The sequence below is a fragment of the Achromobacter sp. ES-001 genome, from assembly GCF_019448355.1.
GTDB classification, from domain to species: Bacteria; Pseudomonadota; Gammaproteobacteria; order Burkholderiales; family Burkholderiaceae_B; genus Achromobacter; species Achromobacter spanius_B.
In genome coordinates this window covers 948,237-969,261 of record NZ_CP079940.1, presented here as the reverse complement: position 1 = coordinate 969,261, position 21,025 = coordinate 948,237, and the positions used below count along the sequence as shown (strand labels likewise).

Genomic DNA, 21,025 nt, shown 5'->3' with positions numbered 1-21,025 from the left:
GCATGCATTGTCGTTTTGAAGACCGGCTGGCCGGTCGCGCACTGAAGTTCGAGGGCTTTTGCTCCCGGATCGAGGCACGCACCGCCGCCGAGGTCGGCCCGGCGCTGACGGCCATCGAGGCCACCCGGCAGCAGGGCCGCTGGGTGGCCCTGTTGCTGGACTACGAATTGGGCGAATGGCTGCTGCCGGAAGCCTCGCGGGCGGCGCCGACCGGCCCTTGGACGCCTCCCCAAGACGACGGCCGCCCGCGCCTGACCGCGCTGGTGTTCGAACGCAAGGTCGACGAAGCGCCGTGGGACGCGCCCGACGCGGCAGGCGCCGATGCGGCAAGCGCCAACTCCGCCATCACCCTGCCCGCGCCGCGCATGACGGAGGCCGACTACGTGCGCCAGATCAACGCCATCCGAGGCCTGATCGAAGACGGCGAGCTATACCAAGTCAACTACACCCAGCCGCTGGACGTGCAAGTCCAGGGCGATGCGGCCACGCTTTACCGGCGCATCGCCGCCCGCAACCCGGTCGCCCACGCCGCCTTTATCCAGGACGGCGCGCGCACGGTGCTGTCGTTTTCGCCCGAGCTTTTCGTACGGCGAGACGGCTCGCGGCTGACGACCCGCCCCATGAAGGGCACCGCGCCACGCCATGCCGATGCCGGGGAAGACACGCGGCTGGGGCAGGCCCTGCTGGCCAGCGAGAAAAACCGCGCCGAAAACCTGATGATCGTGGACCTGCTGCGCAACGACCTGGGTCGCCTGGCCCAGCCGGGCTCGGTCAAGGTCGACGCGTTGTTCTCGCTGGAGCGCTATCCCACCGTCTGGACCATGACGTCCACCGTGTCGGCACAGGCGCCCGACGCCACCCTGGAAGCCGTGCTGCGCGCGCTGTTCCCCTGCGGTTCGATCACCGGTGCCCCCAAGGTCGCGGCCATGCGCCGCATCCGCCAGATGGAAACCGGCCCGCGTGGGCTGTATTGCGGCAGCGTGGGCTGGCTGGCGCCGGATGGCGATTTTTCGTTGAACGTGGCGATCCGCACCCTGGTGCTGGATGACGCCGGCCACGGCGTCTACAGCGTGGGCGGCGGCATCGTGCACGATTCGGACCCCGCCGAGGAATGGCAGGAGTGCCATTGGAAAGCCCGGATCCTGCGGGCCTGATGCCGCGCTGGAACTTCCGGCGACGGCGGTAGTAGCATAGAGCCCGGCCACACCCGCCACGACCAGGAGCGACCCATGCAACCCGAATTGATCGAGACCATCCTGGTTGATGCCGAACAGCGCGTGCCCTTGCTGGACCGCCACCTGAAGCGGCTGGAGGCGTCCTGCAAGGACCTGGGTTATGTCTGGGCCGGGCGCGCCGTTGAAGGCGACATCATGATCGCCGCCACCAGCCTGGTGACCCCGGGCGCGCATCGGCTGCGGTTGCTGGTGGCCCGCGACGGCAGCCGCCAGATCCAGACCGCCATGCTGCCGCCCCTGCCCGCCGTGCAGGAAGTGATGCTGGCGCCCGAGACGCTGCGCTCGACCGAACCGCTGCTGCGCTACAAAACCACGCACCGCCCCTGGTACACCAAGACCATCGAATGGCTGCCGGCGCATCCGCACATCTTTGACCTGCTCTATCTGAACGAACGCGGCGAACTGTGCGAAGGCAGCCGCAGCAACGTATACCTGCGCCTGGACGGCCGCTGGTATACGCCCCCGGTGGACAGCGGCTGCCTGCCCGGCGTGCAGCGCGGCGAACTGCTGGATACGGCCAACGTGCGCGAACGCGTGCTGACGCTGGCCGACCTGCATGCCGCCGACGAAATCCGGCTGTCGAACGCGCTGCGCGGCTGGTTCAACGTCACCCTGCGGGAAGCCTGACCCGCCCGTCCGGCTCGGCAAACTGCTCCACCACCACCTGCCGCAGCCACTGATTGGCGGGATCGCGATGGTTGCGCGCGTGCCAGAACACATTGATGACCGACTCCGGAATCTTCACCGGACAGGGCGCCGTCGCCAGCCCGAAGGGCGCACAGGCGCAATCGGCAAAGCGCTGCGGCACCACCGCGATCATGTCGGTGGCCTGCAACACCGGCCCCACCGCAATGAAGTGCGGCACCGTCAACCGCAAGCGGCGCTGGATGCCGGCACGTGCGATCACCTCGTCCACCACGCCATGCCCGGTGCCTTCGGACACGATGGCCACGTGCTCGGCCGCGCGGAACTGTTTGGCTGACACGCCCGAATGCGCCAGCGGATGGTCGCGCCGGAAAATGCACACGTAAGGCTGGCTGAACAGCTTGCGCTGGAAAAAACCGCTTTGCAGGCCGGGCAGGAAACCCATCGCCACATCGATGCGGCCGCGCTCCATTTCGTCACGCACGTCGATCGACGTGGTGCGCACCGTGCGGATGGTGACGCCCGGGGCGGCGGCGTCCAGCGCCCGCATCAGGCGTGGCAGGAAATAGGTTTCGCCCACATCGTTCACGCCAATCACGAAGGCCCGTTCGCTGCTTGCGGGGTCGAACACGGCGCGCGTGTTCAGCGTGCCATGCAGCGCCGCCAGCGCGTCCGCGATGGGCTGGGCCAGCGCCTCCGCATAGGGCGTGGGCACCATGCCGCGCGACGTACGCAGGAACAGCTCATCGCCCAGCAGCTTGCGCAGACGGGTCAGCGCGTTGCTGACGCCGGGCTGCGAGATGCCCAGGCTGTGCGCGGCGGCGGATACCCGGCCATGCCTGTGCAGTTCGTTGAAGACGACCAGCAGGTTCAGGTCCACGTCTTTCAGGTTCATGCGCTTGTCTCCACCAATATTGATTCTGGTGATGCGTTCTATTGACCAGATTCTATTTATTTATTTCTGCGCGTGGCGGAACATGGACCGATAAAAGCAGCGATAAACGCAGCGATAAAAGCCGCGACAACGACTCGGAGACAAGCCATGCCCATCGACCCGCCCTGGCCGGACGACGGTTCCCACCGCATTCCGTTCGGCGTCTACACCGACGCCGCCCTGCACCAACGCGAGCTGGAACGTTTTTTCTACCAGGCGCACTGGTGCTATGTCGGCCTGGAAGCCGAAATCCCCACCCCCGGCGACTTCAAGCGCACCGCCGTCGGCGAACGTTCCGTCATCCTGCTGCGCGACAACGACGGCCAGGTCCGCGTGGTGGAAAACGTATGCGCCCACCGTGGCGTGCAGTTCTGCCGCGAACGTTCCGGCAACCGCACCGAATTCGTCTGCCCGTATCACCAGTGGAACTACGACCTGCAAGGCAACCTGATCGGCGTGCCGTTCCGGCGCGGCGTCAAGCAGGACGGCAAGGTCAACGGCGGCATGCCGCCCGACTTCAAAACCGAGGACCATAGCCTGACCAAGCTGGCGGTGGCCTGTCGCAACGGCGTCGTGTTCGCCTCGTTCGACCACGACGCCGAACCGCTCGAAGACTATCTGGGCCCGGACATCCTGCATTACTTCGACCGCGTGTTCGACGGCCGCCAGCTGCTTATCCACGGCTACAGCCGCCAGCGCATCCCCGGCAACTGGAAGCTGATGCAGGAAAACATCAAAGACCCCTACCACCCGGGCCTGCTGCACACCTGGTTCGTCACCTTTGGCCTGTGGCGCGCGGACAATCGCTCAGAACTGAAGATGGACCGCCATTTTCGCCACGCCGCCATGATTTCCACGCGCGGCCAGGGCGGCAAGGGTAGCGTGACCAGCGGCGTGTCCAGCTTCAAGGAACAGATGTCGCTGAACGATGACCGCTTCCTGGACATCGTGCCGGAGCCCTGGTGGAACGGCCCCACCGCCGTGCTGATGACGCTGTTTCCCAGCGTCATCATCCAGCAGCAGGTCAATTCGCTATCCACTCGCCACATCCAGCCCGTGGGCCACGACGCCTTCGACTTCGTCTGGACGCACTTCGGCTTTGCCGATGACACGCCCGAGATGACGCAACGGCGGCTGCGCCAGTCAAACCTGTTTGGCCCGGCCGGCTTCGTGTCGGCGGATGACGGCGAAGTGATCGAATTTTCGCAATCGGGTTTTCAACAGAAGCCGTGGCACCGCAGCGTGGCCGAATTGGGCGGCAAGACGGCCGAGAACACCGACCACATGGTCACTGAAACGTTGATACGCGGCATGTACGCGTATTGGCGCCGCGTGATGGAGGCATGACGATGCTGGACTTTCCGCTTTATTACCGGCTGACCTGCCTGTACACCGACTACGCCGCCGCGCTGGACGCAGAGCAATGGGACAAGTGGTCCGACTTTTTCCTGGAAGACTGCATCTACAAGGTGCTGCCCCGCGAAAACCATGAACGCGGCTACCCGCTGGCCACCATGGCGTTCGAAAGCCGCGGCATGCTGAAAGACCGCATTTACGGCGCCACCGAAACGATCTTCCACGACCCGTATTACCAGCGCCACGTGGTCGGAGCGCCGCGCGTGCTGTCGGTCCAGGGCGACCGCATCGAATCCGAAGCCAACTACGCCGTCTTTCGCACCAAGCCCAATCAGCTGACCACGGTATTCAACGTGGGCCGCTACCTGGACGTGGTGCGCAACACGCCCGACGGCATGAAGTTCGAATCGCGCTTGTGCATCTTCGACAGCGAGCTGGTGCCCAATTCGCTGATCTACCCCATCTAGCCTAGCCAGGATCACCGCCATGACGATGACCACCCAATGGATACGGGCCATCGCCCATGCCGATGTGCCCGAAGACGACGTGATTGCCGTGCAGGCGGGCGACCGCGAAATTGCGCTGTACGGCGTGGACGGCCAGGTCTACGCCACGGACAACCTCTGTACGCACGGCAACGCCCGTCTGTGCGACGGTTTTTTAACCGGCCATGAAATTGAATGCCCGCTGCACCAGGGGCGTTTCGATGTGCGCGACGGCCGGGCGCTGTGTTCGCCCTTGCGCGACAACGTGGCGACCTATCCGGTCAGGATCGAAGACGGAATGGTGTTCGTGGCGCTGTAACGCCGCGTTCAGATCGCCATGCGCAACGCTTCGTTGGCCGCTGCCATGCCCATGGCCGCCGTCACCGTCACCACCGAGCCGTAGCCCGCGCAGGACAAGCCTTGCGGGGCGGTCGCCTGGCCGGCGGCGCCGACATCGTCCTCGCCTTCAGTGGGGCGCGTCCAGGCGTCGGGCAGAATGGCCGGCTGGTCGAACCACAGCGCATGCACGCCCATCTTGGGCACGCGCTTGAGCGCCTTGCCGTGCTGGTCGGACGCGCGCGGAAACCCGTGTTCGCGGCGCAGCTTGTTGCGCAGCTTGGACAACAAGGCGTCGTTCACCGCCGCCGACAAGTCCCCTGCCCGCAACGCCAGCGGATCGGTCTTGCCGCCCGCGCCGCCGCACAGCAGCATCGGCACGCCCAATGCGCGCGCGTGCAGGATCATTGCGATCTTGGCGGCTGCCTGGTCGGTGCAATCGATGATGACGGTGTAGGGGCCGGGCAGCACCTCGGCCACGTTCTCGGGCGACACGAAGTCATCCACCCGGGTCACGCGGCATTCGGGGTTGATCTCCAGCACCCGCTCGGCCATCGCATCCACCTTGGACTTGCCCAACGTGGACGTCAGCGCGTGCAGTTGCCGATTGACGTTGGATTCGGCGATGTGATCCAGGTCGATCAACGTCAACGCGCCCACGCCGCAACGCGCCAGCGCCTCAACCGTCCACGACCCGACGCCGCCCAAGCCGGCCACGGCCACGTGCGCGCGCTGCAAGTGCGCGGGCGCTTGCGGGCCGTACAAACGGGAAAGGCCGCCGAAACGGCGGTCCAGGTCGGCGGCGGGGGCTGGGGTGGGGTCGGGAAAGTCCATGGCGGCTATTTTAGGGCAAGGGCCGGGCCTGAGTCTGAACCTGAGCCTGGGTCTGCGCCTGGGTCTGCGCCTCAGTCTGCGCCTGATCATCCCCGCCCAGCGCCCGGTACACCGTCACCTGGTTCACCAGGCGGTTCAAGCCGTTTTCGTCGCGCGCGATCTCGGCGCTGCGGCGCTTCTCCTGTGCGTCCAGCCAATCCTTGAGCGACACCGCCCCTGCCCGATACCGCACTTCGTACAGGCGTTCGGCATCGCGCGCCGCGCGCAGCGACACCGCCAGCTGCTCGGCCTGCAAGCTCAGTTGCGTCCGGTTCGACAAGGCGTTTTCAACATCCGCCATGGCCTGATACAGCGTCTGCCGGAAATTGACGACGCGTTCTTCGTAGTCGGCCTTGGATATCTTGATGTTCAGCTGCATCTGGTTCCATTGCAGGAACGGCAGCGTCAAGCCCACGCCCAGGGCGGCGACGGGGTTTTGCAGCACGTTCGACAGCGTGGGGCTGGCGCTGCCCACCGACCCCGTCAGCGTCACGGGCGGATAGAAGCTGGCGCGGGTGGCGTCCACGGTGGCCAGCGCCTCGCGCAGGCGCAGTTCGGCGGCGCGCAGGTCGGGGCGACGGCCCAGCAAATCGGCGGGCACGCCGACGCGCGCCTCGGGCAACGGGTACGGCGGCAGGCGCAGCGGGTTGGCCATGCTGCGGTCGGGCGGGCCGTCAAACAGGATGGCCAGCGCGTTGGTGTATTCCACGCGCTGCTGCACCAGCAGCGTGTGGGCCGCCTGCTGGCTGGCCACGGTCTGTTCGGCTTCGGCCAGCTCCAGCGCCGACGCGCCGCCCGCTGCGTACTGCGCGCGCACCAGGTCCTGCGTGCGGCGCGCGTAGGCGATGCTTTCCTCGCTGCTGGCGATGCGCTGGTTGATGAATGCCGTCTGCCAATACAGCGTGGCGGTAGTGCCCACCAGCGACAAAGCGGCGGACTGGCGGTCTTGCTCGGTGGCCAGTGCTTCCCACTGGGCCGCATCGCGCTGGCGCGACAGCTTGCCCCACAGGTCCACTTCGTAGCTGACCGTCAGCTGGGCCTGGTTGTTGCGGGTGATGATGCGGTCGCCGTACAGGTTGCGGTTGCGCGTCACGCTGGCGTCGCCACCCAGTTGCGGCATCAGCTGGTCTTCGGTCAAGCCGGCCTGGTATTGCGCGCGGCGCACACGGATCGCGGCGGCCGCCAGATCGTTGTTGCGCGCCAGCACGGCGTCGATCAGGCCATTGAGCACCGGGTCGTTGAAGTTGCGCCACCACTGGCCGCCCTGGGCCAGGGGCGCATGCAGGTTTTCCGAACCGCCATGGGTCCAGGCGGCGGGCGTCTGGGTCATGGGGGGTTCGTAGTCACTGCGCAGCAGGCTGCCGCATCCGCCCAGCGCAACAAGCAGCGCCAGCGCGACGGGTTTGCAAATCAGGGAAACCGCTTTCATCGTCCTCATTCCCGGGCCAAGGCCTCGACGGGATCCAGGCGCGCCGCGTTGCGCGCCGGCAAATAGCCAAAAAGCACACCGATCAGCGTCGAGCACGTAAATGCCGCCACCATCGATGCCGTGGAATAAATCATCTGGAACGAGCCGCCCGTGGCCTTGGACACCAGCACGCCCAACGCCAGCGACAGCAGGATGCCCACCGCGCCGCCGATCAGGCAGACCAGCACGGCCTCAATCAGGAACTGCTGCATGATGTCGCTGCGCCGCGCGCCCACCGCCATGCGCACGCCGATCTCGCGCGTGCGTTCGGTAACGGACACCAGCATGATGTTCATCACCCCGATGCCACCCACCATCAGCGAAATCAACGCAATCAGCGACACCAGCAGCGTCATCGTCGCCGTGGTGCGCTCGATGGTCTTGCGGATGGCGTCCGTGTTGAACACGAAGAAATCCTTCACCACGTGGCGGCGCATCAGCAGGCGTTCGATGGATTTCTCGGCGGCGGCCGGCGGCGTGGCGTCGCTGACGCGCACCGTGATGCTTTTCAGATGCTGCTGCCCCAGCACGCGGGATAACGCCGTGGTGTAGGGAATCCAGACGTTCAGCGATTCGTTGTTGCCGAACACCGAGTCTTTCTTGGCGGTCACGCCGATCACGCGCGCGGGCATGGACCCCAGGAACACCACCTGCCCGATGGGCTCGGTGTGCGAGCCGAACAGCGCGCGCCGCGTGCCTTCGTCGATCACCACTTCCTGGGCGCGGCGCACCACGCTGGTCTCGTCGAAGAACTTGCCTTGCGCCAGCTTGATGGCGCGCACGCGGAAATACTGTTCGCCCACGCCCTGGATCGAGCCGTTCACCGACACGTTGCGATAGCGCAGCGTATTGCTGGTGGCGACCTCGGGCGTGACGCTGTCCACATAGGGCTCGCGCGCCAGGGCGTCGGCGTCCGCCGCGACCAGCGTGCGGATGTTGACGGCCTTTTCGTCGCCAAAGTCCTTGCCCGGAAAGACTTCCACCGTGTTGGTGCCGATGGCGCTGATGTCTTCCAGGATCTTGCGCCGCGACCCTTCACCCAGCGCCACCACCGACACCACGGCGGCAATGCCGATGATGATGCCCAGCATGGTCAACGAGGTGCGCAGGCGGTGCGCGTTCATGGACAGCAGCGCCATGCGCAGGGCTTCGCCGCAGCGGTCCAGGTAGGCCTGCCACGCGGGCCGCCTGGGCAGTTCGGGCGGGGCATCGCGCGCGGCGTCCCGGCGCGGGGCGTCGGGGTTGCGCTTGTCCGCCACGATTTCGCCGTCGCTGATCTCGATGATGCGCTGCGCGTGGCGCGCCACATTCATGTCGTGCGTGACGATGATGATGGTGTGCCCGGCCGCATTCAGCTCTTCCAGAATGCGCAGCACTTCCTGCCCGGTGTGCGTGTCCAGCGCGCCGGTGGGCTCGTCGGCCAGGATGATGTCGCCACCGTTCATCAGTGCGCGCGCAATGCTCACGCGCTGCTGCTGGCCGCCGGACAATTGGCCGGGCCGGTGCTCGGACCGGTCGGCCAGGCCCAGCCGCGCCAGCAGTTGTTCGGCGCGGTCCATGCGGGCCTCGCGGCGCTTGCCGGCATACACGGCGGGCATTTCGACGTTGCCCTGCGCAGTCAGGTCCGACAGCAGGTGATAGCGCTGGAAGATAAAGCCGAAATGCTCACGGCGCAGTTCGGCAAGCTCGTCCGGACCCAGCTCGCCCGTGCTGCGGCCGCCCACGCGGTAGTCGCCCCGGGTCGGGCGGTCCAGGCAGCCCAGGATGTTCATCAGCGTGGACTTGCCCGAGCCGGACGCCCCCACGATGGCGACCATCTCGCCGGCTTCGATGGTCAGGTTGACGTCTTTTAAGACGGCGATGGTCTGGTCGCCGGCGGGAAATTCACGCCGTACGCCGGACAACGCAATCAGCGGACCGCTCATGTCAGGCCCCCGGCGCGGCAGCGGCGGCCGGGGCGGAATCCGCCGACACGACCCGCTCGCCTACCTCCAGCCCTTCCAGCACCTGCGCCTGCACGTTGTTGTTCATGCCGATCTTGACGTGGCGCACCTCGGTCTTGTTGTCCTTCAGGACGACGCGCACGGCATAGCGGCCGTCCTCGCCCCGCTTGCCCAGCGCCGAGGCCGGCACCACGACGGCGTCGCGCGCCTCGCCCAGCACGATGAAGACCTGCGTGGTCATCGAGATGCGCAGTTTTTCGTCGGGGTTGGGCACATCGAACAGGCCGTTGTAGTAGACGGCGGCGGTAGTCGAGCTGCCGCTGGATGCGGTCAGCGACGTGGTGGCGTCGTCTTTCTGGATGGAGTCGGGCGCGGGTTCCACGGCGCGCAAGGTCGCGTGATAGCGCTGGTCGGGCTCGCCAAGAATCGTGAAGTACACGGGCAGCCCGGGTTTGACGCGGGTGACGTCCGCTTCGGAAATCTGCGCCTTGATCGTCATGGTGTCCACCTGGGCCACCTTGATGATGGTGGGCGCGCTTTGGATGGCGTTGACCGTCTGCCCTTCCTTGGTCACCACGGCCACGACCATGCCGTCGATGGGCGAGACGATGCGGGTGTAGCCCAGGTTGACCTTGGCCGTGTCCACCTGGATCTCGGCCTGCGCGATCTGCGCATCCAGCGAGGCGATCTCGGCGCGGGTCACGCCCAGCGTGGCCTCGGCGGATTCGTAGGCTTCGCGCGAACTGGCGTCGGCGGCCAGCATCTGGCGTTGGCGCTTGAAGGCCAGTTCCGCCTGCTTCAGCATGGCGACCTTGGCGGCCCGCTCGGCGCGCCGGGTCTGAAGGGCGGCCTCGGCGTTGCGCAGATCGTTCTGCTGGGTCAGGTCGTCGATCTCGGCGACCAGCTGCCCTTTCTTGACGCGGTCACCCAGCTGCACTTTCAGGGACTTGAGCTGGCCGGTCGCCTGCGCACCGACGCTGACGCGCTCAATGGCGTCCAGCGTGCCGCTGGCCAGCACGCTGTCTTCCAGGTTGGCACGGGTGACCTCGGCGACGGCGAAGGTGGGCGGCGGCGGGGCCGAGAAGAACATGGCGCGCACCGCCAGCCCCCCCAACAGGACGACGACGGCGATCAACGCGTAACGCTTGAACTTACTGCGGGACTTTTTCATTGCACCTGAGAATGAGTGACCGGCAAGGCGGCCGTAACGTAACGCCACGCCATCGCAGCGCCACGCCCTCGCAACGCCGCGCAGTCGCGCAACGTCGGGCCGCCATCCTAAACGGGGCGAGGGTGCGTGGCGATGACCGATTGCGGCGAAACGGTGAAAAACCGTAAAGCGGGTTTCGGCCGGGACGCCGGCAAGAACGATTGTTCCGTTGCGTGAACGATACAACGGCAATGGCGCATGCACGAAACCGCCGTCCTGCGCCTGCCGGGATCGTGCCGCCAACGTGCCGCCTCTTGTTGCGTAAGGCCGCGACTTGGCCGCTAGATGGCCGCTATCTTGTTCGCGCCGTCTGAAACATTTTGCCGCGCCGCAAAAAACCCGCGCCTCGACATAGCCCGACGATCCGCACAGAATGATTGCAGTTAACGCCGTGCCTACCTCCAACAGATCCCCCTCCTCGCCCTCTGGTTCCCCGGAATTTTCCGGGGCGGTGCTGCTGTGTCTGTTGGCGATGATGAATCACGTGGCGCTGACGGGCGGCCGGATCACTGTGTCGCTGACCGCGCTGCAAATGGGCCTGTCCACGTTCAAGGTCGGCACCCTGGTCGCGGTGTTTGCCGTGCTGCCGATGCTGTTCTCGGTGCGCGCGGGCCGCTGGGTGGACCGCGTGGGCATCGTGCGCCCGCTGGTCATTGGCACGTCTTTGGTCGCCATCGGCACCGCTTTGCCCTTTATCTTTCAGACACAGACGGCCTTGCTCGTGGCGTCCTGCTGTATTGGCATCGGTTTCATGCTGCACCAAGTCGCCACGCAAGACCTGCTGGGCCACGCCGAGCCGGCGCAGCGGCTGCGCAACTTCTCTTTCATGTCGCTGGCCTTGGCCGGCTCCGGCTTTTCGGGGCCGCTGATCGCGGGTCTGGCCATCGACAACCTGGGCACGCGAACCGCCTTCGGCCTGCTGGCCCTGGGCCCCATCCTGTCCGGCATCGGCCTTTATTACCTGCGCCACCAACTGAAAGCGGTGGACTCGCAGCTGTCCGGCGCCAAAGAGGCCCAGCGCCGCCGCGTGACCGAACTGCTGGCGGTGCCGGCCCTGCGCCGCATCCTGATGGTGAACACGATTCTGTCGGGCGCCTGGGACACGCATCTGTTCGTGGTGCCGATCTTTGGCGTGGCGATCGGGCTGTCCGCCACCACCATCGGCGTCATCCTGGCGTCGTTTGCGGCGGCAACGTTCGTGATCCGGCTGGTATTGCCGCTGATCATGCGCCGGGTGCGGTCCTGGACGCTGGTGCGCGTGGCCATGGCCACCGCCGCCATCGACTTCATGCTTTACCCGCTGTTCACCGACGTTACCGTGTTGATCGTGCTGTCTTTCATACTTGGGCTGGCGCTGGGCTGTTGCCAACCGAGTATGCTGTCGCTCTTGCACCAGCATTCCCCGCCCGGCCGCGCGGCCGAAGCCGTGGGCCTGCGCATGGCGCTGATCAACGGTTCTCAGGTGTCCCTGCCGTTGACCTTCGGCGCGCTGGGTGCGGTAATTGGCGTTGCCCCCCTGTTCTGGGCCTATTCGCTGGCCCTGATGGCGGGCGGGTGGGCCAATCGAAATCCCCCGCTCGAGTCTGACCGGAAGCCTTAAGTGAACACGCAGTCCCCTCCCTCCGCCCCCGGCGTCGCCGGCGCCAGCTTGCCTTTTCGCCTGTGGACGCCCGAAGAAAGACAGGCCTCGCTGGACGACGCGCTGCGCCATTGGCAGGCGGGAGACGACGTCTGGGTATATGGGTACGGGTCGCTGATCTGGCGCCCGGACTTTGACTTCATGGAGCGCCGGCTGGCGACCTTGCGCGGCCACCACCGGGCGCTGTGCCTGTGGTCGCGGGTCAACCGGGGCACGCCGGAATGCCCGGGGCTGGTGTTCGGGCTGGACCGGGGCGGCTCCTGCCGCGGCGTCGTCTACCGCTTGGCCGGCGACCAGGTGCCCACGTATTTCCCCGCCTTGTGGGAACGCGAGATGTCCACCGGCGCCTACCTGCCCCGCTGGATCAACTGCACCACCGACGCCGGCACCGTGCGCGCGCTGGTGTTCATCATGAACCGCGACAACCCCGCGTACATCCGCGCGCTGCCCCAGGACGAACTGCTGGCCATCGTGCGCCGGGCGGCCGGCCGCTACGGCCCCTGCACCGATTACGTGGTGCAGACGGCCCAGGCGCTGCGGGCGGCCGGCATCCACGATGCCCGGCTGGACGCCATTGCGCGGCTGCTGGAAGAAGACGGACACAGGCTGCCCGAAGGCGCCTGAATCGGGCGGGAACGGGGTGTGTAGCGTTGCCCGGCCACACCCCGGGCCGGAAACATCCCCGAGGTCTGCGCGGGGTCAAAGGGCGGGTGGTGGTGCGGGCGGTATAAACTCCCTGTTATCCACCCTGAATCCCCATCCTCATGTCCGTCTCCGATCTGCGTCAAAGCTACGAAAAGAACGTCCTGTTGGAAAACCAGGCCGCCGCCTCGCCGTTCGAGCAATTTACCCGCTGGTTCGACGAAGCCCTGGCCGCCAAGGTGCCCGAGCCCAACGCGATGACGTTGGCCACGGTCGACGCAAGCGGCCAGCCCAGCGCCCGCATCGTCCTCATCAAGGGCTTTGACGAACGCGGCTTCACGTTCTTCACCAACTACGAGTCCCGCAAGGGGCAAGACCTGTTGGCCGAGCCGCGCGCCAGCCTGCTGTTTTTCTGGCAGCCCCTGGAACGCCAGGTCCGGATTGAGGGCGTGGTGGAAAAAGTGGCGCCCGAAGAGTCGGACGCCTACTATCACAGCCGCCCCGCCGGTTCGCGCATCGGCGCCTGGGCTTCGCCCCAGAGCCAGCCCATTACCCGTGAAGCGCTGGAAGCCCGTGAAAAGGAATTCCGCGAACGCTTCGGCGAGCAGCCGCCGCGTCCGCCGCACTGGGGCGGTTACCGCTTGAAGCCCACCGCCATCGAATTCTGGCAAGGCAGGCCGTCGCGCCTGCACGACCGCCTGCGCTACGTCGCGGACGGCCCGGCCTGGAAGATCGAACGCCTGTCGCCCTGATGTCGGGCGCGTTTGCGCGCCCGCCCAATTACCGATTGCATGCCCGCCTCCTCCCCTGATTTTGACGCCGCTTTTTTCCGCACCGCGCTGGGCCGCTACGCCACCGGCGTCACGGTCGTGACGGCCGCCGGGCTTGATGGCGCCCCCATCGGCCTGACGGTCAGCTCGTTCAACTCGGTGTCGCTGAACCCGCCGCTGATCCTGTGGAGCCTGTCGCGCTCGTCGTCCTCGCTGGCGGCGTTCGAACAGTGCGAGCGCTACGTGGTCAACGTCCTGAGCGCCGAGCAGATCGCGCTGGCGCGCCGCTTCGCCACGGGCAAGACGCCCGACCGCTACGCCGGCCTGACGGTGCATTACGCGCCAGGCGGCACCCCGATGCTGGACGGCCATTGCGCCGCCTGGTTCGAATGCCGCAACCGCAGCCGCTACGAAGAAGGCGACCACATCATCATGGTGGGCGAAGTGGAACGCTGCGGCCACAGCAACGAACCGCCGCTGGTGTTTCACGCCGGCGGCTTTGACCTGACGCCCGCGGGCAGCCGGTCCGAAAGGAAGACGCCATGAGCGTGGACGTAGATTGCGTCGTCATCGGCGCGGGCGTGGTGGGGCTGGCCGTGGCCCGCGCGCTGGCGCAAGCCGGCCGGGAAGTGCTGGTGACCGAAGCCACCGAAGCCATCGGCACCGGCACCAGCTCGCGCAATTCCGAAGTGATCCACGCCGGTATCTATTACCCGGCGGGCAGCCTGAAGGCGCGCCTGTGCGTGCGCGGCAAGCACCTGCTGTACGCGTACTGCGCCGAACGCGGCGTGCCGCACAAGCGCCTGGGCAAGCTGATCGTGGCCACCGACCGCGATCAGGCGGCCCAGCTTGAGGGCATCGCCCAGCGCGCGCGCGCCAACGGCGTGGACGATTTGCAGTTCATTTCCGGCGAAGAAGCCATGCGCCTGGAGCCCGCGCTGCAATGCACCGCCGCGCTGGTGTCGCCATCCACCGGCATCGTCGACAGCCATGCCCTGATGCTGTCATTCCAGGGCGACGCCGAAAATGCTGGCGCGCAGTGTGTCTTTCACACGCCACTGGTGTCCGGCCGCGTGCGCCCCGAAGGCGGGTTCGAACTGCAATTCGGCGGCGACGAAGCCATGACGCTGACCTGTAACGTGCTGATCAATTCAGCCGGGCTGCAAGCGCCCGCGCTGGCCCGCCGCATCGACGGCGTGCCGCCCGCCACCATCCCGACCGATTACCTGTGCAAGGGCAGCTACTTCACGCTGGCCGGCCGCGCGCCCTTCACGCGCCTGATCTACCCCGTGCCGCAACACGCCGGCCTGGGCGTGCACCTGACGCTGGACATGGGCGGCCAGGCCAAGTTCGGACCCGATACCGAATGGATCGGCACCGAAGACTACACACTGGACCCGGCGCGCGCCGACGTGTTCTACGACGCGGTGCGCAGCTACTGGCCAGCGCTGCCGGACCATGCGCTGGCGCCCGGCTACACCGGCATCCGGCCCAAGATCTCGGGCCCGCACGAACCCGCCGCCGACTTCGTCATTGCCGGCCCCGCCGTGCATGGCGTGCCCGGGCTGGTGAACCTGTTCGGCATTGAATCTCCCGGGCTGACCTCCAGCCTGGCCCTGGCGGAAGAAACCCTGGCGCGCCTGAGCGCCTGATTCCGCCCATCCCCTCTTCTCCTTACCTCGGCCTATTCCCGCACCATGCAGCACAACGACTACATCCTGACCCTGTCCTGCCCTGACCGCACCGGCATCGTCTACCGCGTCAGCGGCCTGTTGTTCGAATTGGGTTGCAACATCCTGGATTCGCAGCAATTCGGCGACGAGGAAACGGGCCAGTTCTTCCTGCGCGTGCACTTCGACCTGCCTGTGGCCGTGAACCCCGACGACCTGCGCGGCCGCCTGGATACGCTGTCGGCGGACTACGGCATGGACCTGAAGCTGCATGACGCGCGCCGCAAGCAGCGCCTGTTGATCATGGTCAGCAAGCAGGGCCATTGCCTGAACGACCTGCTGTTTCGCGTGCATAGCGGGCATTTGCACGCCGAAGTGGCGGCCATCGTGTCCAACCACAACGACTACGCCAGCCTGGCGGCGTCCTACGGCATCCCGTTCCATTACCTGCCCGTCACGGCCGACACGAAGGCCGAGCAGGAAAAGCGGGTATTGCAGATTGCCGACCAGTCCAACACCGACCTGGTGGTTCTGGCCCGCTACATGCAGATCCTGTCGGCGGATATGTGCCGCGCGCTGAACGGCCGCGCCATCAACATCCACCACAGCTTCCTGCCCAGCTTCAAGGGCGCGCGCCCGTATCACCAGGCGCACGCTCGCGGCGTGAAGATCATCGGCGCCACCGCTCATTACGTGACGTCGGACCTGGACGAAGGCCCCATCATCGACCAGGACATCGAACGCGTGGACCACACCATGACGGCGGCCGACCTGACGCAAGTGGGCAGCGATATTGAATCGCTGGTGCTGTCGCGCGCGGTGCGCAGCCATGTCGAACACCGCATCCTGCTGAACCGCAACAAAACCGTCGTGTTCCGCTGATCGTCAATCCGCCTGCTGGGCCACCGCCGGCGTGGCCGGCGGAAACTGGCGCGTCACCAGCGCCATGGCCCGATGCTGCAAAGGCGACTGCGCGCCGGCTTGCCAGATCACCTGGCTGACCGAGCGCGCCGCGTGTTCGAACGCAATGAAGCGCGTGCCGGCCAGCCCGCTGCGCGACAGGCAGGACGGCACGATCGACACGCCCAGCCCCTGCGACACCAGCGACGCCACGCTAAGCCAATGCCGCACTTCGTGGCGGACCACCGGCATGAAGCCGGCCGCCACGCACATCGACAACACGGTTTCGTAATAGCTGGGTGAGGCCGCGCGGGCGAAGAAGACGAAGTCATCGCCCGCCAGATCGGCCAGCCGCAACGACGCGCGCGCGGCCAGCGGGTGAGAATCCGGCAGGCACACCACAAAAGGTTCGGCGATCAGGTCGCGCGCCAGCACCTCTTCGGGCACCGGGTTGGCATGGATGAACCCCAGGTCCTGTTCCCCCCGCCGCACGGCTTCGATCTGCTCGTGCGAGTTCAGCTCGGTCAGCACGTGCTCCACGTCGGGCAGTTCGGCGCGCATGGCGTTCAGCAGCACCGGCAGGCCGCGATACAGCATCGACCCGACGAAGCCGATGCGCAGCCGGCCGCGCAAGCCCGCGTCCACCCGCTGCACCAGTGTGCGCACTTCCTCGGCCTGCCGGAGCAACGTCAGCGCCTCGCGATACAACACGTGGCCGGCGTCGGTCAGTTCCACATGGCGGCTGGTGCGGGCAAGCAGGCGCGCGCCCACGTTGTCTTCCAACTGACGGATGGCGTAGCTGAGCGGCGGCTGCGAGATATGCAGGCGGGTGGCGGCACGGCTGAAATGGCGCTCTTCGGCCACCGCGATGAAGTAGCGCAACAGGCGCGGGTCCAGATCCATGGTCTCCCCCTATCTATATTTTTTATGGATTGTTCTACACCAAAACGGTATTTGCATAGATTAATCTACCCGCGCAACATCGGCCATCTTCCCGATTTTTCGCAGGATGCCGCCATGGACGCCCCCGCCCGCCCCAATCCTTCCGTTGCCACTTCCGCCGCCTCCACCCCGGTGCCGGATTCACGCGGGCTGAACCTGTTCACCGCCGACCCCTACGCCGCCGCGCTCAGCCGGCGCTACCTGCCCGCACCGCTGCACGCCCACCTGCTGCCCCACCTGGAACGCCTGGGCGGCCTAGCCGGAGGCGTGATGGACGAACTGGCCGCCACGGCGGACAAGCATCCGCCCACGCTGTCGGTACGCAGCCGGGCCGGGGCCGACGAATCGCGGGTGGACAAGCACCCCGCCTATGTGGAACTGGAACGGCTGGCGTACAGCGAATTCGGCTTGGCCGCGCTGTCGCATCGCGGCGGCGTGCTGGGCTGGCCCGAACCCATGCCGGCCGCCGCCAAGTACGCGTTGAGCCATTTGTTCGTGCAAGCGGAATTCGGCCTGTGCTGCCCGGTCAGCATGACCGATTCGCTGGCGCGCACGCTGCGCAAGTTCGGCGACCCGGCGCTGGTGCAACGCGTGCTGCCGCAAGTGACCACGCAGGATTTCGATGCGTTGCGCCAAGGCGCCATGTTCATGACGGAACAAGGCGCGGGCTCGGACGTCAGCGCCACCGAAGTCACCGCCGACCTGCAAGCGGACGGCAGCTGGCGCATCCACGGCGACAAGTGGTTCTGCTCGAATCCCGACGCGGGTTTTGCGATGGTGCTGGCGCGCAGCGAAACCGCGCCCGGCCTGAAAGGCGTCTCGCTGTTCCTGTTGCCGCGCGACTTGGCCGACGGCAGCCACAACCACTACCGCATCCTGCGTCTGAAAGACAAGCTGGGTACGCGGTCCATGGCCAGCGGCGAAATCCGGCTGGAAGGCGCCGTGGCCTGGCTGGTGGGCGAGCGCGGCCGGGGCTTCAAGCACATGGCCGACATGATCAATAACTCGCGCTTGTCCAACGGCATGCGCGCGGCCGGGCTGATGCGCCGCGCGGTGACCGAAGCGATCTTCGTATCGCAGCAGCGCCGCGCCTTCGGCAAGCGCCTGATCGACATGCCGCTGATGCAACGCCAACTGGTCAAGATGACGGTCTGGGCCGAGCAGGCGCGCAGCGTCATGTTCCAGACGGCGCGCGCGCTGGCCGACGCCGACCAAGGCATGGCCGACCCGGCGTTGGCGCGCATCCTGACCCCGCTGATCAAGTTCCGCGCCTGCCGCGACGCGCGCAAGGTGACGGGCGACGCGATGGAAGTGCGCGGCGGCTGCGGCTATATCGAAGAATGGACCGAGCCGCGCCTGGTGCGCGACGCGCATCTGGGATCCATCTGGGAAGGCACCAGCAACATCGTCGCGCTGGACGTGCTGCGCGCCATCAAGAAAGAAAATTCACTGCCCGCGCTGCGCGCCCATATCGACCAGCTGCTGGCAGACGGCGCGCCCTGCCCGCCCGCGCTGGCCGCGTTGCAGGCCGACGCGCTGGCCAAGACCTTTGCGCTGGCCGAGCACGCCGCCATGGGCGACCACGCCGAACTGGCCCGCCAGGCGGCGTCGCTGCTTTACCACGCCGTGTCCATGGCCGCCTTGCGCTGGGAAGCCACGGACGCGGGCATGCAAAGCCGTGCGCAACTGGCCGACCAGGTGCTGTTGCACCGCCTGGCGCCGCGCGACCCCTACGCCATTCCCCCCAACGAAAGCGCCGCCTGCCAGGCCATCTTGCAGTACGCGCTGTAATCCGCGACGCCGGCGGCACAGCCGGCGCGCCCCCCTCACAGGAGACACCACCATGAAACGCCTATTTGCCCCCTTGCTGCTGGCCGTGGCCACCACCGTGGCGCCCGCCGCGCCCGCGCTGGCGGCCGATGCTTACCCCAGCGCCAAACCCATCACGTTGATCGTGCCCTTCCCGCCGGGCGGACCCACCGACGCCATGGCGCGCCGCCTGGCCGAAAAACTGCGTGAACCGCTCAAGCAGAACGTCATCGTCGAAAACCGCAGCGGCGCGGGCGGCAACATCGGCTCGGAATACGTGGCGTCGGCCAAGCCCGACGGCTACACGATCCTGTTCGGCACGTCCGGCCCGCTGGCCATCAACGTCAGCCTTTACAAGAAGCAGGGCTACAACCCCGAGACCAGCTTCGCGCCGATCATCCGCCTGGGCCACCTGCCCAACATCCTGGTCGTGAACCCGTCGGTGCCGGTCAACAACGCCAAAGAGCTCATTGCTTACGCCAAGCAGAATCCGGACAAGCTCAGCTACGCCTCGTCGGGCAACGGCGCGTCATCGCATCTGGCCGGCATTCTGTTCAACCAGATGGCCGGCACCAAGATCATGCACATCCCGTACAAGGGCACCGGCCCGGCGCTGAACGATCTGCTGGGCGGGCAGGTATCGATGTCATTCACCGACATCCTGACCGCGCTGCCTTACATCAAGGCCGGCAAGCTGCGCGCCATCGGCCTGGCCAGCGCGCAACGCTCTGACGCATTGCCCGACCTGCCCACCTTGTCCGAGCAAGGACTGACGGGCTACGACGTCAGCGTCTTCTTCGGCATCGTGGCGCCCAAGGGTACGCCGGCCGATGTGGTCGATACCTTGAACCGCGCGTTCAAGACGGCGCTGTCGGACCCGGCCATCGAACAGACGCTGCGTTCGCAAGGCATCGTTGCCGCGCAGGACCAGACGCCGCAAGGCCTGGCCGCGTTCATCACCACCGAAGTCCCCAAGTGGCGCGAGCTGATCAAGAGCGCCAACGTTTCCATCGACTGAAGCAGACCACCCATGGCCCCTACCCTACCGAACGCCGGCGCGCTTGCCGGCTGCAAAGTCATCGACCTGTCGCGCGTGCTGGGCGGCCCGTATTGCACGCAGATCCTGGCCGACCACGGCGCCGACGTGTTGAAGATCGAACCGCCGGGCGGTGATGAAACGCGCGGCTGGGGGCCGCCTTTCCTGGGCGACACGGCTTCGTACTTCATCGGCGTGAACCGCAACAAGGAAGGCATGACGCTGGACCTGTCGCAACCGGCGGGCCAGGAACTGCTGCGCCATCTGCTGGCCGACGCGGACGTGCTGGTCGAGAACTTCAAGCCCGGCACGTTGGAAAAATGGGGCTTGGGGTTTGACACGTTAAGCCAAGCGTTTCCCAAGCTGGTGCATTGCCGCGTCAGCGGGTTCGGCGCCGATGGCCCGTTGGGCGGCTTGCCGGGCTACGACGCCTGCGCGCAAGCCATGTGCGGCCTGATGAGCGTGAACGGCGAAGCCGACGGCGACGCCACGCGCGTGGGCTTGCCGGTGGTGGACATGGTGACTGGCTTGAACGCCGCCGTCGCCATCCTGCTGGCGCTGAACGAACGCCATCGCAGCGGCCTGGGCCAGTTCCTGGACATCACTTTGTACGACTGCGCGCTGTCGCTGTTGCATCCGCACGCCGCCAATTTTTTCTACAGCGGCAAGGTGCCCAAGCGCAGTGGCAACGCGCATCCGAACATCGCGCCTTACGAAACGCTGCCCACCGCCAGCGGCCCGATCTTCCTGGCCGTGGGCAACAACCGGCAGTTTGCATTGATGGCGCAGGTGCTGGACGCGCCGACACTTGCCACCGACCCGCGCTTTGCCACCAACGCCGATCGCCTGCAAAACCGCCAGGCCTTGCGCGACGCCTTGTCCGACCTGCTGGCGCCGCAACACGCCGCGCCATTGGCCGACCGCCTGCTGCGCGCGGGCGTGCCCGCCGCGGCGGTGCAGACGGTGGACGAGGCGCTGGCGCACCCGCACACGCGCCATCGCGGCATGGTGGTGGAACAGGGCGACTACAAGGGGGTGGGCTCGCCCATCAAGCTGTCGCGCACGCCCGCCACCTTGCGCAAGCTGCCGCCCGCGCTGCAAGAGGCGCCATCAACGAATACCAACAACTAAG

20 protein-coding genes are annotated in these 21,025 nt (G+C 66.7%); 14 read left to right on the top strand and 6 right to left on the bottom strand.

Annotation, left to right across the window (positions count from 1 at the left end; genetic code table 11):
* The first annotated feature begins 2 nt into the window (after positions 1 to 2).
* Both KYT87_RS04215 and KYT87_RS04210 read left to right on the top strand, forming a co-directional pair.
* Positions 3 to 1,154, top strand: coding sequence for an aminodeoxychorismate synthase component I (locus tag KYT87_RS04215; RefSeq protein ID WP_219991751.1), 1,152 nt, complete (start codon positions 3 to 5; stop codon positions 1,152 to 1,154).
* A gap of 75 nt (positions 1,155 to 1,229) precedes the next feature.
* Complete coding sequence (locus KYT87_RS04210; RefSeq protein ID WP_046803527.1) at positions 1,230 to 1,862, top strand: aminotransferase class IV family protein; 633 nt, start codon at positions 1,230 to 1,232, stop codon at positions 1,860 to 1,862.
* On the opposite strand, the gene KYT87_RS04205 is transcribed toward KYT87_RS04210, so the two are convergent.
* Positions 1,843 to 2,775, bottom strand: coding sequence for a LysR family transcriptional regulator (locus tag KYT87_RS04205; RefSeq protein ID WP_219991750.1), 933 nt, complete (start codon positions 2,773 to 2,775; stop codon positions 1,843 to 1,845). The two genes, KYT87_RS04210 and KYT87_RS04205, sit on opposite strands and share 20 nt — an antisense overlap.
* A gap of 147 nt (positions 2,776 to 2,922) precedes the next feature.
* Between KYT87_RS04205 and KYT87_RS04200 the strand changes: the two genes are divergently transcribed.
* Genes KYT87_RS04200 through KYT87_RS04190 form a run of 3 tightly spaced genes read left to right on the top strand, consistent with a single transcriptional unit; the run spans position 2,923 to position 4,974 of the window.
* Complete coding sequence (locus KYT87_RS04200; protein WP_219991749.1) at positions 2,923 to 4,161, top strand: aromatic ring-hydroxylating dioxygenase subunit alpha; 1,239 nt, start codon at positions 2,923 to 2,925, stop codon at positions 4,159 to 4,161.
* Between the two features lie 2 nt (positions 4,162 to 4,163).
* Positions 4,164 to 4,637: an aromatic-ring-hydroxylating dioxygenase subunit beta gene (locus tag KYT87_RS04195; RefSeq protein ID WP_219992593.1), complete on the top strand. Its 474-nt coding sequence runs from the start codon at positions 4,164 to 4,166 to the stop codon at positions 4,635 to 4,637.
* Between the two features lie 25 nt (positions 4,638 to 4,662).
* Positions 4,663 to 4,974 carry a non-heme iron oxygenase ferredoxin subunit gene (locus tag KYT87_RS04190; RefSeq protein WP_219992592.1) on the top strand — a complete coding sequence of 104 codons (312 nt, stop codon included), beginning with the start codon at positions 4,663 to 4,665 and terminating at the stop codon, positions 4,972 to 4,974.
* Between the two features lie 8 nt (positions 4,975 to 4,982).
* Here KYT87_RS04190 and KYT87_RS04185 read toward each other — a convergent pair whose 3' ends face one another.
* From KYT87_RS04185 to KYT87_RS04170, 4 genes are read right to left on the bottom strand one after another with little or no spacing between them, the layout of a single operon-like run.
* A complete protein-coding gene (locus KYT87_RS04185; RefSeq protein ID WP_104143502.1) occupies positions 4,983 to 5,825 on the bottom strand; it encodes a ThiF family adenylyltransferase in 843 nt (280 codons plus the stop codon).
* A gap of 10 nt (positions 5,826 to 5,835) precedes the next feature.
* The gene (locus KYT87_RS04180; protein ID WP_255593888.1) at positions 5,836 to 7,293 is read right to left on the bottom strand and encodes an efflux transporter outer membrane subunit; all 1,458 of its coding nucleotides are present in this window, start codon (positions 7,291 to 7,293) and stop codon (positions 5,836 to 5,838) included.
* A 5-nt stretch (positions 7,294 to 7,298) separates the two neighbouring features.
* Complete coding sequence (locus KYT87_RS04175) at positions 7,299 to 9,257, bottom strand: MacB family efflux pump subunit (RefSeq protein WP_104143501.1); 1,959 nt, start codon at positions 9,255 to 9,257, stop codon at positions 7,299 to 7,301.
* A 1-nt stretch (position 9,258) separates the two neighbouring features.
* Positions 9,259 to 10,446: an efflux RND transporter periplasmic adaptor subunit gene (locus KYT87_RS04170; protein ID WP_104143499.1), complete on the bottom strand. Its 1,188-nt coding sequence runs from the start codon at positions 10,444 to 10,446 to the stop codon at positions 9,259 to 9,261.
* A gap of 412 nt (positions 10,447 to 10,858) precedes the next feature.
* Here KYT87_RS04170 and KYT87_RS04165 point away from each other — a divergent pair, with 412 nt between their 5' ends.
* The 6 genes from KYT87_RS04165 (at position 10,859) to purU (ending at position 16,088) form a co-directional block, all read left to right on the top strand.
* A complete protein-coding gene (locus KYT87_RS04165) occupies positions 10,859 to 12,085 on the top strand; it encodes an MFS transporter (RefSeq protein WP_370638748.1) in 1,227 nt (408 codons plus the stop codon).
* Positions 12,086 to 12,748 carry a gamma-glutamylcyclotransferase gene (locus KYT87_RS04160; protein WP_219991747.1) on the top strand — a complete coding sequence of 221 codons (663 nt, stop codon included), beginning with the start codon at positions 12,086 to 12,088 and terminating at the stop codon, positions 12,746 to 12,748.
* A gap of 140 nt (positions 12,749 to 12,888) precedes the next feature.
* On the top strand, positions 12,889 to 13,518 hold the full coding sequence (gene pdxH / locus KYT87_RS04155; protein ID WP_046807883.1) for a pyridoxamine 5'-phosphate oxidase: 630 nt from the start codon (positions 12,889 to 12,891) through the stop codon (positions 13,516 to 13,518).
* A 39-nt stretch (positions 13,519 to 13,557) separates the two neighbouring features.
* Complete coding sequence (locus KYT87_RS04150; protein WP_046807882.1) at positions 13,558 to 14,082, top strand: flavin reductase family protein; 525 nt, start codon at positions 13,558 to 13,560, stop codon at positions 14,080 to 14,082.
* Entirely contained in the window at positions 14,079 to 15,188 is a 1,110-nt protein-coding gene (locus KYT87_RS04145; protein ID WP_046807881.1) for an NAD(P)/FAD-dependent oxidoreductase, read from the top strand. The genes KYT87_RS04150 and KYT87_RS04145 overlap by 4 nt, the downstream gene beginning before the upstream one ends.
* Positions 15,189 to 15,233: 45 nt before the next feature.
* On the top strand, positions 15,234 to 16,088 hold the full coding sequence (gene purU, locus KYT87_RS04140; RefSeq protein ID WP_219991746.1) for a formyltetrahydrofolate deformylase: 855 nt from the start codon (positions 15,234 to 15,236) through the stop codon (positions 16,086 to 16,088).
* Between the two features lie 3 nt (positions 16,089 to 16,091).
* Here purU and KYT87_RS04135 read toward each other — a convergent pair whose 3' ends face one another.
* The gene (locus KYT87_RS04135) at positions 16,092 to 17,009 is read right to left on the bottom strand and encodes a LysR family transcriptional regulator (RefSeq protein ID WP_046807879.1); all 918 of its coding nucleotides are present in this window, start codon (positions 17,007 to 17,009) and stop codon (positions 16,092 to 16,094) included.
* Positions 17,010 to 17,123: 114 nt separating this feature from the next.
* On the opposite strand from KYT87_RS04135, the gene KYT87_RS04130 reads away from it, so the two are divergent.
* Genes KYT87_RS04130 through KYT87_RS04120 form a run of 3 tightly spaced genes read left to right on the top strand, consistent with a single transcriptional unit; the run spans position 17,124 to position 21,024 of the window.
* Positions 17,124 to 18,839 (top strand): acyl-CoA dehydrogenase family protein, encoded by a 1,716-nt coding sequence (locus KYT87_RS04130; RefSeq protein WP_219991745.1) that lies wholly within the window; start codon positions 17,124 to 17,126, stop codon positions 18,837 to 18,839.
* A 52-nt stretch (positions 18,840 to 18,891) separates the two neighbouring features.
* On the top strand, positions 18,892 to 19,875 hold the full coding sequence (locus KYT87_RS04125) for a tripartite tricarboxylate transporter substrate binding protein (RefSeq protein ID WP_104143494.1): 984 nt from the start codon (positions 18,892 to 18,894) through the stop codon (positions 19,873 to 19,875).
* 12 nt (positions 19,876 to 19,887) lie between these two features.
* Entirely contained in the window at positions 19,888 to 21,024 is a 1,137-nt protein-coding gene (locus KYT87_RS04120) for a CaiB/BaiF CoA-transferase family protein (protein WP_219991744.1), read from the top strand.
* The last annotated feature ends 1 nt before the right edge of the window (position 21,025 follow it).